The following is a 14,114-nucleotide window of genomic DNA, read 5'->3' as shown; positions in this document are numbered from 1 at the left end:
GGGGATGCAGGCACCCATCGTGCGCTACATCCCTATTTGAATCCGCGAACAGGAATTCGATATGGACACCACACCCGCAGCATCCACGCCTGAGCCCAAGCTCAGGCGCAGCCTGCGTACACGCCACCTCACCATGATCGCCATCGGTGGTTCAATTGGCACTGGGCTTTTCGTTGCCTCAGGCGCATCCGTCGCCCAAGCCGGGCCAGGAGGTGCGTTGGTGGCGTATGCGGTCATCGGGCTCATGGTTTATTTCCTGATGACCAGTCTGGGGGAAATGGCCGCCTACATGCCCGTGGCAGGTTCCTTCTCCACCTACGGCTCCCGTTTTGTGGACCCCGCCTTTGGCTTCGCCTTGGGTTGGAACTACTGGTACAACTGGGCGGTGACCATTGCGGTAGAACTTGCAGCGGCCAGTATCGTGATGAAGTACTGGTTCCCAGAGGTCTCAGGCTTCATATGGAGCGGAACCTTCCTCGCCCTGATGTTCATCCTCAACGCCATCTCGGTCAAAGGCTTTGGCGAAGGTGAATACTGGTTCTCGCTCATCAAGGTTGTCACCGTGCTGGTATTCATCGCCGCCGGGCTTGCTATGATCTTTGGGATTGTCCACGGCGCACCCAGTTCCCCATTGGCGAATCTGAAAACAGGTGATGCGCCCTTCGCGGGAGGATTTCCAGCCCTGCTCGGGGTAGCCATGATTGCAGGGTTCTCGTTCCAGGGCACCGAACTGATCGGAATTGCTGCGGGAGAATCGGAAAACCCCGGCAAGAGTATCCCCCGTGCAGTGCGTCAGGTGTTCTGGCGGATTCTGCTGTTCTACGTCTGTGCGATTGCCATCATCGGCCTGATCATTCCTTATACCGACCCGAATCTGCTCAAAAATGACGTAGAGAACATCGGCGTCAGCCCCTTTACTTTGGTATTTGAACGCCTGGGTTTGGCGTTTGCCGCGGGGGTGATGAACACGGTCATCCTCACCGCCATCCTCTCAGCAGGAAACTCCGGCATGTATGCGTCGACCCGCATGCTCTACGCCCTGGCCAATGAAGGGAAAGCCCCCAGGATTTTCGCCAAGCTCAGTTCCAATGGCGTGCCACTCAATGCACTCTATGCCACCACGGTTGTGGGGGCGCTGTGTTTCCTGGCCTCGATCTACGGCGAGAAAACGGTCTATCTGTGGCTGTTGAATACCTCCGGGATGACGGGTTTCATCGCGTGGCTTGGCATCGCTGTCTGCCACTACCGCTTCCGCAAAGGCTACGTGCTGCAGAATCGGGACATGTCCGCCCTACCGTATAGATCTGCTTTCTTCCCCTTGGGCCCTCTGTTTGCCTTTGCACTGTGCCTGCTGATTACCCTGGGCCAGAATTATCAGGCTCTACTGGGCGGGAAGATTGATTGGGTGGGCCTCACCGCCACCTACATCGGTATTCCATTGTTCCTGTTGATCTGGCTTGGCTACCGCATCAAGCACAAAACCCGGATCGTCCCCTACGCGGAAATGGATCTGGAAAGCGATCACACCCCCTGGGAATCGGATTCCGCAAAAACCCCTGCCGGCGAACTTGGGTTGGCAAACGCAGAAGCCCGTTAAGGGTCGGTTTCAAGCTCTATCAAGCGAGGGCGTCAGACACGTCCTCGCAACAGAATTGCAAACATACCCGCAACCCCAGTCTAGCTGCCGCTAAGCGGGCATCTGCCGCCTGGGCAGACATCGTCCCCATACAAAACATCAAACCAAGCCTATAGTGGATAGAGTCGGGGTGCCCGACTTGGTAGTTCGTTCCCAATCATCCACTCAGGAGGCTTGCATGAGTCACAAGGAACAACATGGCAACAAGGAAACCAAAAAAACTCCAGTTATGGGTTTGAAAGAAAAACGCTTGGTCAAGGCCGCCAAACGCCATTCCAAGACGATTCAGCAGTTGTTCCCCTCCTCTCAGTAATTCAATCCGCGCCACTTCTTTAGGCCTCCAGCCGTCAAACATGACAGTCTGACCGGCCCCAAGGTACTGATGCGTTGTAGCAATCCGCCAGAGGCTCTGATTAGTCAGAGCCTCTTTCGTTTGGCCTCTCCTCTGGCACCCTTCATCGCCCACTGTCGCCCATTACCGGATTGCGACAGCATAAGAATTTTTCATCCATAAAGCCTGATCACGGTCTGCCGCGCGAAAGTGCAGGCATAGCAAGACGTTATGCCTGCACCATGCCCCATCTTGCAGGATAAGGCTGACAACTTGCCAGGAACAAGCGCTCAAGTTGTGGTTTCTCCCAACGCCCTTCCATAGATATCAAAAGTGCTACGCAAAATGGATGTTTTGGCACAGCGAAGATTGTTTCGCTACGTTAAATTATTTCCGTCCTGCTTGCAGTTATTCGCCGCGTGCAGTGATGGATCGATCCTGACGTTCGTCATAAGTCCTTAGTTTTGCGCCTCTCATTCTTTTTATCTAGGAGAAACCATGAACTCAGCAGTTGCTAACCTGAACCGCCTTCCCGCCTTTACACACGCACCCGACCCCGCCTTCCTGTCCACTCGGGTAGATGGCTATTATCGTGAGCGCGTCACCAAGACTTGGGGGGGCGGGCACATCATGCGCGGACGTCATCCGGGCAAAGACGCCATTCACCTGAGCAGCAATGACTATTTGTCGATTGCGCGTCATCCACAGATTCTTCAACGCACATCAGAATGCATGTTAGCTGAAGGCGGCGGACTACTCATGTCCGGGATTTTTCTGCATGGAGACAACCCGCTGCTCAATCTGGAAAAACGCCTAGCCAATTTCATGGGGGCAGAATCTGGCGTACTCTGTCAATCCGGCTTTTTGGCCAACACCGGGCTTGTGCAATCCATCGCTGACGCCACGATCCCCGTGTATGTGGACATGCAGGCCCACATGTCGCTGTGGGAAGGCATCCGTGCAGCGGGTGCGACGAGCATCATGTTCCATCACAACGACATGGAGCATCTGGAACGCCAAATCCTCAAGAATGGCCCCGGGGTTGTCCTAGTAGACTCTGTCTACAGCACCAATGGCAGCCTCTGCCCGCTTGAAGAACTCGTTGACGTCGGCACCCGCCACGGCTGCGTACTGGTGGTGGATGAATCCCATTCGCTTGGCACACATGGCCGCTACGGCGAAGGATTGGTAGCCTCATTGGGGCTGAGCAGCAAGGTCCACTTCCGTACAGCCAGTTTGGCCAAGGCATTTGCCGGGCGGGCGGGATTTGTGACTTGCTCGGAGCGGTTCGCAGAATACTTTAAGTTTGAATCGAACCCGGCAATCTTCAGCTCAACCCTGCTCCCGCATGAAGTCACCTCAATCCATACCACCCTGGAAGTCATTCGTACCGAAGGATGGCGGCGGCAACGGCTGCATGCCAGTTCGGCCTATCTGCGTCACGAGCTAGATGCCTTGGGCTACAACCTGAATGACAGTCAGGCGCAAATCATTGCGCTGGAATCTGGTACTGAGCAACAAACCATTGTGCTCCGTGACGCGCTGGAGTCTCGTGGCATTTTTGGCTCCATCTTCTGTGCGCCTGCCACACCCAAAAATCGTGCGCTGATCCGCATGTCAATCAATAGCATGCTAACGGATGAAGAGTTGGAACGCATTGTCGCAGTCTGCAAAGAGATCCGGGGTGAAGTGGGCATGCAGGCTTGGGCATCCACGCGGCGCAAAAACACCCGCAAAGAAACAACTCCCTACTTCCAGAATGCAGCTGCAGCCTAAGTACGGATGAGTTTTCAGACAAGATCGTAGAAAACCCAAAGAGCCCGATGGACTTGCGTACCCAACACGCCAGACCCGGGCTCTTTCTACGCTATCTTGCTCCACCGCTGGCCGCGTTGATTCCCTGCTGGTCACTCCAAGTCAGGAAGGTGTTGTAAGACACCACGCCCCCCAATGGAAAACCCGTAGGTTCTGGAACCAGCGCGTAATAATAGGGTTCTGCCCCTTGCAGTTCGGTGGCGGGATAAAGACAGCGCGACCAATCCACGGCCTGATCAGCGCCACCTTGCCCACGTCCTGCCCCCAGGTAGGACACAGACTTGTTGTTTTTCAATTCCGTCAGCACGAATCGCGGCGCCGCCAGTTCATAGGCAGACTCAAACTGCTTGAACATGCCATCTTCCGTCTGCACAATCATCAGTGTGGCCTTGGCGTTGGCATCCAGCATCATGATGCCCTCTGGCGCACCCGTCAGATAACACTCCACAATTCCCAGACGCTTGCAGATTTGCTCAAATTCCTTGGCAAAGACCTGATCACGTAAAAATGTATGCGACCCCAGCAGCAGCGCATCCAGAATCATGCGCCCTTGGCGGCTGAAATAGGCATTTTGCAGATCCACGATGGCGCGGTTCAGAATCGGGATGACGTCTTCATCCTGTTTGACAATGAAACGGTCTATCAACCCCAGGTTGAACGCTTGTACCGCCACCTTCTCACCCGCTTTGCCAGTCAGGAGGATTTTCTTGATGGCAGGATTCTTGATTCCTTTGCAGAACTCCAGACCGTTGATCTCGGGCATTTCAAAGTCGACCACCACTACCGAGACCTGCTCGAACCGGTGCTCGTTATGCACCTCCCGGAGCACATTATCCAGGTTCAGGTCGAGCACATGGTGCCCATCCCCATCAGCACGGCGAGAAATGGAAAAGAAACGCTCAGCCAGCGAAGGCTGATTGGACACAGTATTCAACGCCCCCAATGCCTGATTAGGAGAGTCATACAGGCTAAAAGCCAAACCAGCATCAAGCTGCAAGCTCAAATTCGACAGAAAATCCCGACTATCGTCAACAAACATAACCGTAGTCGGATAGTAAAACGGTGGTATTTCCATACTCCGCATCAGCCGTTTACCACAGGAAAGGTTAAAACGAACTCGCTGTACTCGCCAGCTACCGATTTGCATGTAATGGTTCCGCCAAAAGCCTGCATCACACTTCGGCAATACGCCAACCCGATCCCTGCTCTGGAGCCGTTATTATGCGCCCCAGACCATGAGTAGAACCGAGTAAATATGTGTGACAGTACGTGTGGCGGAATTCCAGGCCCGGTATCCCGAAAGATCAGATGCCCATGGTCATGATCCCGGCTCAAGCGGATACAAATCTGCCCTTTCCCTGCTTTAGCGACATGATAGACAGCGTTCTTGAGTAGATTGAACAAAACATGGACGGTCAGCAACTCATTTCCCCAAAACGTAAACTCATCCCCCCCCTCCCATGCCACCTGCGCACGCTCTCGTTCCGAGCTAAAGGGATAGCGCCGCAAGGCGGCTTCGACACAGGAGCGGATCGAGCATGCGGAAAGCTCGATTTCATTGATGTTAAACGTTCGGGTGTTCATCAATAAGATATCGATTGCGGTATTTGAACAATCCACTTCGGATTCAATCCGCTCCAACACCCCAGCCATGGAATCCAAGTACGCACCACGTATCGGTGGCACTTGTAGTTTGGCCTGGCTGGCTTGCCGATAGGCGTCGAGCAATGCAGGCAGATGGCGCTTCAAACCCGCAGCCCCAGCCTTGATTCCCAGCAAAGGCGTCCTCAATTCATGCGCCACCGTACTGGCAGCGATCAACATGGCGCGCATTCTTTCGTGCTTGACCACTTGGGAGTTGTAATTTGCCAGCGCCCCCAAGACAACAATGAACAAAAAAATGGGCACATGTTCAAGCGTCAGGAAGCCGATGCTTGGTGCCGTAGTCGTCATGCAGTAGGCCAACCAGGCCAGCCCCACGCCCAGAAAGAACTGGATGAACAGATTCAACCAATCCAGCAAGAGCACCATCAGAAAAACCGCCGACAAGGCAGACAGCACCCAGGTGCTGGAGCCTGCGTTCTTCAACAGCATGAATGTGAAGAAAAACGGCAGGGCATACAGAATCGCCAGATACCAATATGCGGGAAGGAAGCGTTGCAGGCGAGCAGGCCAACGCCTAGCAAAGATGATCGGGATAAATATCGCCGAACCTATCAAGCGTAAAGAGAGACTCTCATAGGCCTGAGGAAATATGTAGTGCCATACCAGATAAAAGCAGGGAAACCCCAGAACCGCCGCCAAACCAAAAGGCAAAAAACGTGGCTCGAAGTAATGGATATTGCGCACCAAAATAGAGTACGCATAGCTTGCCAAGCTCCTGACTCCCACGAATCCTCCATTTCCATAGCGCGGTGACCCGCATTCAGGTCTCGCAGTCTAATTTTTTCCAATTGTAACGCCTTGTGACGCATATTTGGCGGATAAAAGAGCGGAGATTACCGCTTTGTCATCCACAAACCACGTCAAAACAAGCCTTATCTTCAGCAAAAATGAATGAAAGCCGTTAAACTCAACAACAAATATCCAATGACTTTTGACGCATGAAACAACACGCCGTCTTTCTGATGGGGCCGACCGCATCGGGTAAAACAGCTGCGGCTCTGGCCGTGGCATCCCAATTTCCCGTGGAAATTGTCAGTGTGGATTCAGCACTGGTGTACCGCGACATGGACATTGGTACGGCAAAACCCACCGCTACCGAGTTGGCGAGTTGCCCTCAGCACCTGATCAACATCGTCAGCCCGGAGGAAAGCTACTCCGCAGCCCAATTCCGCAGTGACGCCCTCACCTTGATCAACGAAATCTGTCGCCGTGGCCGCACACCGATATTGGTGGGTGGAACCATGTTGTATTTCAAAGCCTTGCATGATGGCTTGTCGGATCTCCCCCAGGCAGACGGCGCATTGAGGGAAGAAATTGAGCAGGCAGCACGCGAAAAAGGCTGGCCAGCCTTGCACACGGACTTGGCAGAACTCGACCCCGAAGCAGCCGCCCGCCTGAATCCCAACGACGCGCAACGCATCCAGCGGGCATTGGAAATCGTGCGACTGAGCGGGCAATCTCTGGCGGAAAATTACAACAAACGCTCACCGCTAGATGAGACGCCTCTGCCCTTCCTGAGAATTGCCCTGGAACCCTCCGATCGGGCTGTGCTGCACGAGCGGATCGCCCAGCGTTTTGACGCCATGCTCACAGCCGGGTTTGAACAGGAAGTACGCAAGCTACTCACCCAATACACGCTCTCCCCAAACATGGCCTCAATGCGCTGTGTGGGATACCGCCAGATGTGGGAATACATCAACGGTGAAATCGATTTTGAACAGATGCGCTTCAAGGGGATTGCCGCAACCCGCCAACTGGCCAAACGCCAGATCACCTGGATGCGACAATTCAAACAGACATGGCCTGAGGTGCAGACCGTTGACTGCCTGCAACCAGATCATCAGGCCCAGATACTGGAACAGGTCTCACACTGGGCCTTGCAGCAGCAGTAAAGCCTCAGCCGATCACCCGGGTAAAGCCAAGCAGGATCACGAGCAGCAGATTCAGCACCAGGGTTCTGCGCACAAGACCAATAAAGCTCTGCAGATGATCAACCTCCGCTTCGTCGCCCGTACCCAACTCGGGACGATCAATGGTTTCACCATTTTGATGAATCGGCTGACCAAGACGTACACCAAGCGCCCCGGCACCTGCCGACAGCAAAATCCCCTCAATGCGATTGACCCACAAAGTGGCCTGGGTGCGCCAGCAATGAGCAGCATCCTCAAAATCACCCATGAACGAGAAGCCGATCGCGGTAATCCGTGCAGGTAACCACTCAATCAACTCAAAAACCTGGGCCGCAAAGCTGCCAAATTCCCCAAACGCCGGGTCTTTGCGCTTCCCCCAGGTTCTGGCGTAATACTCGGACATACGATAGAACACCGCCCCGCAAGGCCCAGGCACGGGCATGAGCACGAACCAGACGATCACGGCAAATACCTGGCGATGGGAGCCAACAATCCCTTCCTCAATGGTCAGGCGTACCACTTCGTTAGTGCTGCTCAACTCATGCAGATGCCCCCGCCACTCACCCAGCAGCTTTCTGGCCTCAGGCAGATCCTGGGCTCTCAGGCTGGAGTGGATACGGGTGAAGAAATGGCTGGAGTGCCGGAACCCCATCGTGCAGTACAGCACCACCATATTGAACAGCAGCGCCAGAAATGGGTGCGTGGTATAGATCAGAAAGTAGGCAACCGCCACCAAGACAGTCGGTGGCAAAACCAGCAGGCACCAGGCAATAGCGCCGTGCTTGGCCTGACCATCATTGAAGCGGTCTTCAAAATACTGCCCCAGGCTCTCCAAAAGCGGGTACAGATACCGTGCCGCTTTGAAAGGTTTCCACTGCTCAAGTACCAGAGCCAACATGAGGGATACTAAGGTCATCGCAAAAGTGGCACGGTGGCCAGACTACTCAAAAATAATGTTAAAAGGGTCGGTTCTTCCGAAGATAGCATACTCGGCATCAAGACCTATGCCATCTTCAGGGCAGATGGTGACAGTTGGCACAAATGCAACAAGTATTCAAACCTTTGCCTGATAAGCAAACGACAGAAAATCGGCCAACATCACGAGGATACCGGCTGTAGCCCCCCAGACGAAGCGTCCCTGATACGCCACCGCATGGACATGGCGTACCGAGCCCTGCCACTGGAGGCGGTGCTGCTGGTAACGAATGCGTTGCATCAGATGCGCCAAGGGCACCTCAAAGGCTTCCGCCACCTCGAAATCATCTAGTACAAGCTTTGCCGGCCGCTGAAGCAAGCCCAACACCGGCGTAATCAAAAAACCACTCGGAACGAGAAAATCCGGAAGACACCCCAGGACTTCAACGTCACTTGGAACAACGCCCACTTCCTCCTGCGCCTCTCTCAAGGCAGTCCGCACAGCGGTAGCGTCCTGCTCTTCCCTGCGCCCACCCGGAAAACTGATTTGCCCTGCATGATGACGCAGATGTTCTGTACGGCGAGTCAGCAACACATGCAGGCCATCCTCATGTGCCTGCAAGAGAATCAGCACCGCAGATGCGATCACCGTATCGGGTACGGACTGAGCCGGGCAGTGTCGGGAAAACGCATCCGCATGTTGACAAAGCCGCCGCATCTCATTGGCATTACGGGGGAACATACCGTATGAGGCGCTAATAACGTTGCTTGAGCAACATGGTCGAGTTTTCCTGTTTCATCTCCATGCGCTTGAGGAAACTCATCCCCAGCAACACGACTGGCATTTCCTGCGACATCACAGTGGCATCCACATTCCTGAGTGTGATATCACCAATTGTCACCGTATCCAGTTTCACCTGCCAGGTTCTCGTCACCCCATTGGCAGTCGATGCCGCCCCCGGAGTGCCCTGGGTATACACAATACCGGCGCGGGTGGCAGCACTCGGCCCCATGGCCACGCTGGTCGCCCCGGTATCGACCATGAATTGCACCGCCGCACCGTTAATGGCGCCATTGGCCAAAAAATGCCCACGCGCATCCGCCTGCAACAAAACGCTTTTCCCTTCTGCACTGGCCAGCGCCACCGGACGCTCCCCCACCATCACCTTGCTTCGCCTGCCGTCAACATCCACCACGGCACTTTCCCGATCAACGGACACCAGCTTAACCCCGCTTAGCGTTTGCCCCACTCCAATGGTGTGCGGAGCGCCTCCATCCACCACCAATACAGCCTTACCGGGAAAAACCCCGACCAGCGCGACCTCTGTGGCATACGCACGCCCTACTAGGCAAAACAGCGCGCAAAGCAAAGGCTTTACACAAAAAGAAAGACGACCCATGCTTAGCCACGCTCCGGTTCAAGTCATAAACGGTCATAACAGGATAGTATTGTGCCATCAACCGCCATCTCACAATACAAGCCCCGATGAAAGTCAAACAACCATACCGACTTGAGACCACAGAACCAAGGTTTGCGACAATTTGTTACGCAAGCTTGTTAGAATCTGCAAATTCATGAATTTCCGGTTTCGGCACTAATGTCGCTGTTGCGCACCTATATCGTTCGACTCCAGACTGCGCTCGCCCCTGCGCTAGCTTGGCTTTGCGTCATGGCCGTCTGCGGGTGGCTGGCCGCTGGGTGGTTCTGGCGCCTGAATGCGCCCCCCATGTCCGGGGCGATCTTTGCCCCCATGGCAGACCCCATCAATGCGGCCAACGAAGTCTCCTCACGCCACCTGTTTGGTTTGGGAACCCAGGCCAATAAACCGCAAGGGGAAGCCGCCGTTGTCGCCCCAGGGCTCCGCATCATCGGCATCCTGACAGGAAGCATCCACGGCCCAGGCTTCGCGGTCGTCCAGGAACAAGGTCAGGCCAGCCGTCCTGTCATAGAGGGAGAGGAACTTGCATCTGGCATTCGCTTGAGCAAAGTTCTACCCCAAGGTGTAGAGATCCTGCGTGACGGGGTCAAGGAAACGCTTGCCCTGAGCGGCAATCAAAACGAAGCGGTGCCTCCTGCACCAACGACCATGATGACGCAAATGCCTCCTCCTGGAATTCAACAACCTGCCGCACCTCCTGTGGTCATGCCTTCACCCACCCCGCCGCCGGTAAAGGGCTTGGCGGGCATCCACACTGAAGCCAAATCATCAGAGCAACCTGCTAACGACTAAAAACGATGCTTATTACCAGATCTTCAATCAGTTGCCTGCTATTCATGCTCCTGTCAGGCCTGTGCGTCACAGGACAAGCGCAAACGCCACCGGCATCGCCGCCCCCTGCAAACCAGGAAAACGGCAATCTCGTATCACTCAATTTCAATAGCGTGGATATCGACGCGGTCGTCAAAGCCATAGGCAAGATCAGTGGCAAGAATTTTGTGGTGGACCCACGCGTCAAAGGCACCTTGAATATCGTCACCAATAGCCCGGTGCCCCGCAGCCTGACCTACTCCATCCTGCTCTCGGCCCTGCGCCTGCAAGGTTACGCGGCCATTGAAGCAAATGGCATTGTCACGATCCTGCCCGAAGCCGATGCCAAAATGCACTCGGTGCCGGTGGGCAAAGCCCGCACCCAGACGACGGGCGACAAAATCGTGACGGAGGTTTTCCAGATTCGTCATGAGTCAGCCTCACAGTTACTCCAGGTCATCCGCCCCTTGGTCACCCCGAACAACACGGTGAGCGTGTATCCGGGCAACAACTCCCTGATCATTACCGATTACGCGGAAAACCTCGGGCGCATCAGCAAGATCATCGAATCCATCGACGTCCCGCCCAGCGACTCACTTGTCATCCCGGTGTTGCATGCTTCGGCTGTCGATCTGGCGGCCATGCTCAATAAGCTCTATTCCGAGACCGCTGCAGGGGGTGGCACATCGACCGAGCCTTCGATGAAGGTCAGCATCCTAGCGGACGCACGTAGCAACTCTCTGCTGGTGCGCGCAGAGAATCGCTCACGCATGCAAGCCGTGCGCAGCATGGCCTCCCAACTGGATCAGGCTGGCGCCACCAGCAATATCCGGGTGATATTCCTGAAGAACGCCAATGCAGTCAAGGTTGCACAAACGCTGCGCGCTGTACTCTCCGGCGATTCAGGCGGCAACTCGTCATCTTCTTCCAGTACGAGCCTGAGCGGCAACAATAATAGCTCTAGCTCCAGTACATCAAACAATTCATCGAACAGTACCAATACCAGCTCATCGAGCATGTCCACGAGCGGAGGCAATTTCTCGCAATCGGGCAACAATTCGAATGTGGTAGGCAGTGGTAATATTTTTGCTGACGTGGCGAACAATGCCTTGGTCATCACCGGCACAGATGCCATCTACAACAACATCCGTGCGGTCATCGACGAGCTGGATCGTCGTCAGGCCCAGGTCTATGTAGAAGCGCTGATCGCGGAGATCACCTCTGACCGAGCGGCTGAGTACGGCATCCAATGGCAAAGCGCGCTGCCTACGAACGGAAGCACCACAGTATACGGCGGCACGAATTTTGGCTCGGCCTCTACCGGCAACAACATCATCGGCCTCGCTTCCTCACTCGCAACAGGTTCTGGCACGGTTGCCAAGGGGATGAACTTCATCATTGGCTCAGGCCCTGTGAAGATCAATGGCACAGAGATCATGAACCTCAACTTGTTGGCGCGCCTGCTGGAGTCTGATGCGAATGCCAACATCCTGTCCACACCAAGTATTCTGACCGTGGATAACGAAGAGGCGAAAATCGTAGTGGGCAAGAACGTGCCTTTCATCACCGGCTCCTACACCACGACCTCGACCACGTCCAGCACGCCGTTCCAGACCTATGAACGCAAGGATGTGGGCCTGACCCTCAAGATCAAACCCCAGATCACCGAAGGTGGCTCCATCCGCATGCAGGTATATCAGGAGGTATCCGCCGTTATCGATAGCACCACCACCTCTACCAGCGGAGCCTCCACCACCAAGCGTTCCATCGAATCCACGGTCGTGGTCGACAATGGCAGCATCATTGCCCTGGGTGGCTTGATGCAGGATAGTTACAGCGGGTCGGTTGAAAAGGTGCCTCTGCTGGGCGATCTGCCCTTCATTGGCGCCCTGTTCCGCTATGACACGCGCAGCCGCAGCAAAACCAACCTCATGATCTTCCTGCGCCCCCGTGTGCTGCGCAGCGCAGAAGACACTGCGGAACTGTCGCGCTCGCGCTATGACCAAATCATCGGCGTGGAAAAAAATGCGGACAGCCCCAAGGCGTTGATGCGCAACGAGGCCCCTTTGCCCACCCTGCCAACGCCTGAAGACCAAGGCGACACGCCTGCTGCAACGCTACAATGAGCAAGCTGCCCTATGCCTTTGCACGCAGCCATGGCGTGCTGATTGTTACGGAAACCGGCGAAGCGGTTGAATTGCTGGTTCGGGAGGATACCCACGCGGCTTCCCTGGCTGAAGTACGCCGTCATCTGGGTTTGCCGATCCGCATCCAGCGCATGGCGCGTGCGACTTTCGATGCGCATCTGGCAGATGCTTACGGCCAGGGGGACCAGGATGCGGCATCGGTTGTAGAAGACATCGGCCAGGATGTCGACGTCTCGCAATTGATGCAGGATATGCCCGTTGTGGAAGACCTGCTGGAAACCCAGGATGATGCCCCCATCATCCGCATGATCAACGCCCTGCTGCAACAGGCCGTGCGCGAACAGGCTTCCGACATCCACATCGAGCCGTATGAACGCTACTGCCTGGTACGCTTCCGGCGGGATGGCACCTTGATGGATATCGCCCGTCCGCACCGTGCCCTGCACGCGGCCATTGCCTCGCGCATCAAGATCATGGCGAGTCTGGATATTGCCGAAAAGCGTCTGCCGCAAGATGGCCGCATCTCCTTGCGTCTGGCCGGGCGCACCGTTGATGTGCGCGTCTCCACGGTCCCCACGGCCCACGGCGAACGCATCGTGCTGCGGCTGCTGGATAAATCAGGCTCCCAACTTGGCCTTGATGCAATCGGCATGCCTAGTGATACACAGGTAGCTTTCCAGGCATTGCTCACCCAACCCCATGGTATTGTGCTGGTGACCGGGCCAACGGGTTCAGGCAAGACCACCACGCTGTATGCGGCATTGCGCGAGATGCTCAGCCCCACGCGGAATATCGTCACCGTAGAAGACCCTATCGAATATGAAATGGCCGGAGTCGGACAGATCCAGGTCAACGCACGGATCGATCTGAGTTTTGCACGAGCACTGCGCTCCATTTTGCGGCAAGATCCGGATGTCATCATGATTGGTGAAATCCGCGATCTGGAAACCGCTCAGATTGCCGTGCAGGCCAGTCTGACCGGCCACCTTGTACTGGCCACCCTGCACACAAATGACGCCTGCTCTGCCGTCACCCGCCTGACGGACATGGGCGTGGAGCCATTCCTGCTAGCATCCACCCTGCGCGGCGTATTGGCGCAGCGCCTAGTACGCTGTCTGTGCCCAAGCTGTCGCACCCAACATGCCAGCAGCGATGCAGACCGCGCCCTCTTTGGTAAGCCCCTGCCTGATTCATTATGGACGGCAGATGGCTGCTCTGAATGCATGCGCACGGGTTACCGTGGCCGTAGCGGTATCTACGAGCTGTTTTCAGTAGATGCCGAACTTGCCCAACTGATCCACAACGCAGCCCCGGAAGCGGCATTGCGAGAGCGTAGCTGTGAGAAAGGACTGCGTTTGCTGCGTGAAGATGGCCTGCGTTATCTGGCAAGCGGAAAGACGTCGTTTGAAGAGCTTCTGCGCGTAACGCGCGACTGACCGGGCAGAC

At 55.5% G+C, this 14,114-nt stretch carries 12 protein-coding genes; 7 read left to right on the top strand and 5 right to left on the bottom strand.

Translation table 11 applies throughout. From position 1 onward, the window contains the following. Nucleotides 1-61: 61 nt before the first annotated feature. The 3 genes from B145_RS0116440 (at nt 62) to cqsA (ending at nt 3,743) form a co-directional block, all read left to right on the top strand. Nucleotides 62-1,597 carry an amino acid permease gene (locus B145_RS0116440; RefSeq protein ID WP_018608774.1) on the top strand — a complete coding sequence of 512 codons (1,536 nt, stop codon included), beginning with the start codon at nt 62-64 and terminating at the stop codon, nt 1,595-1,597. Nucleotides 1,598-1,814: 217 nt separating this feature from the next. Further along, nucleotides 1,815-1,949, top strand: coding sequence for a hypothetical protein (locus B145_RS29530; protein WP_018608772.1), 135 nt, complete (start codon nt 1,815-1,817; stop codon nt 1,947-1,949). Nucleotides 1,950-2,465: 516 nt separating this feature from the next. Next, entirely contained in the window at nt 2,466-3,743 is a 1,278-nt protein-coding gene (gene cqsA, locus B145_RS0116430) for an alpha-hydroxyketone-type quorum-sensing autoinducer synthase (RefSeq protein ID WP_018608770.1), read from the top strand. A 91-nt stretch (nt 3,744-3,834) separates the two neighbouring features. Here cqsA and B145_RS0116425 read toward each other — a convergent pair whose 3' ends face one another. After that, nucleotides 3,835-4,857 (bottom strand): response regulator, encoded by a 1,023-nt coding sequence (locus tag B145_RS0116425; protein ID WP_157288468.1) that lies wholly within the window; start codon nt 4,855-4,857, stop codon nt 3,835-3,837. A gap of 8 nt (nt 4,858-4,865) precedes the next feature. Further along, nucleotides 4,866-6,158, bottom strand: a complete 1,293-nt coding sequence (locus B145_RS0116420; protein ID WP_018608768.1) for a sensor histidine kinase — start codon at nt 6,156-6,158, stop codon at nt 4,866-4,868. Between the two features lie 227 nt (nt 6,159-6,385). Between B145_RS0116420 and miaA the strand changes: the two genes are divergently transcribed. Next, entirely contained in the window at nt 6,386-7,339 is a 954-nt protein-coding gene (gene miaA, locus B145_RS0116415; protein ID WP_026259211.1) for a tRNA (adenosine(37)-N6)-dimethylallyltransferase MiaA, read from the top strand. A 4-nt stretch (nt 7,340-7,343) separates the two neighbouring features. Here the strand turns inward: miaA and B145_RS0116410 are convergent, their stop codons facing one another. The 3 genes from B145_RS0116410 to B145_RS0116400 form a co-directional block, all read right to left on the bottom strand. Further along, on the bottom strand, nt 7,344-8,273 hold the full coding sequence (locus tag B145_RS0116410) for a CobD/CbiB family protein (protein WP_018608766.1): 930 nt from the start codon (nt 8,271-8,273) through the stop codon (nt 7,344-7,346). A 138-nt stretch (nt 8,274-8,411) separates the two neighbouring features. Next, nucleotides 8,412-9,014: a CoA pyrophosphatase gene (locus B145_RS26005; RefSeq protein ID WP_018608765.1), complete on the bottom strand. Its 603-nt coding sequence runs from the start codon at nt 9,012-9,014 to the stop codon at nt 8,412-8,414. A 13-nt stretch (nt 9,015-9,027) separates the two neighbouring features. Then, nucleotides 9,028-9,672: a retropepsin-like aspartic protease family protein gene (locus tag B145_RS0116400; RefSeq protein WP_033407472.1), complete on the bottom strand. Its 645-nt coding sequence runs from the start codon at nt 9,670-9,672 to the stop codon at nt 9,028-9,030. Between the two features lie 198 nt (nt 9,673-9,870). Between B145_RS0116400 and B145_RS0116395 the strand changes: the two genes are divergently transcribed. Genes B145_RS0116395 through gspE form a run of 3 tightly spaced genes read left to right on the top strand, consistent with a single transcriptional unit; the run spans nt 9,871 to nt 14,104 of the window. Next, the gene (locus B145_RS0116395) at nt 9,871-10,503 is read left to right on the top strand and encodes a type II secretion system protein N (protein ID WP_018608763.1); all 633 of its coding nucleotides are present in this window, start codon (nt 9,871-9,873) and stop codon (nt 10,501-10,503) included. 5 nt (nt 10,504-10,508) lie between these two features. Further along, the gene (gspD, locus tag B145_RS0116390; RefSeq protein WP_157288467.1) at nt 10,509-12,647 is read left to right on the top strand and encodes a type II secretion system secretin GspD; all 2,139 of its coding nucleotides are present in this window, start codon (nt 10,509-10,511) and stop codon (nt 12,645-12,647) included. Beyond that, on the top strand, nt 12,644-14,104 hold the full coding sequence (gspE, locus tag B145_RS0116385; protein ID WP_018608761.1) for a type II secretion system ATPase GspE: 1,461 nt from the start codon (nt 12,644-12,646) through the stop codon (nt 14,102-14,104). Before gspD ends, gspE begins: the two co-directional genes overlap by 4 nt. Nucleotides 14,105-14,114 lie beyond the last annotated feature (10 nt).

This window comes from Uliginosibacterium gangwonense DSM 18521, assembly GCF_000373965.1.
Taxonomy (GTDB): Bacteria; Pseudomonadota; Gammaproteobacteria; order Burkholderiales; family Rhodocyclaceae; genus Uliginosibacterium; species Uliginosibacterium gangwonense.
The sequence above is the reverse complement of the archived record's forward strand: the minus strand, read 5'-3'. Positions and strand labels throughout refer to the sequence as shown.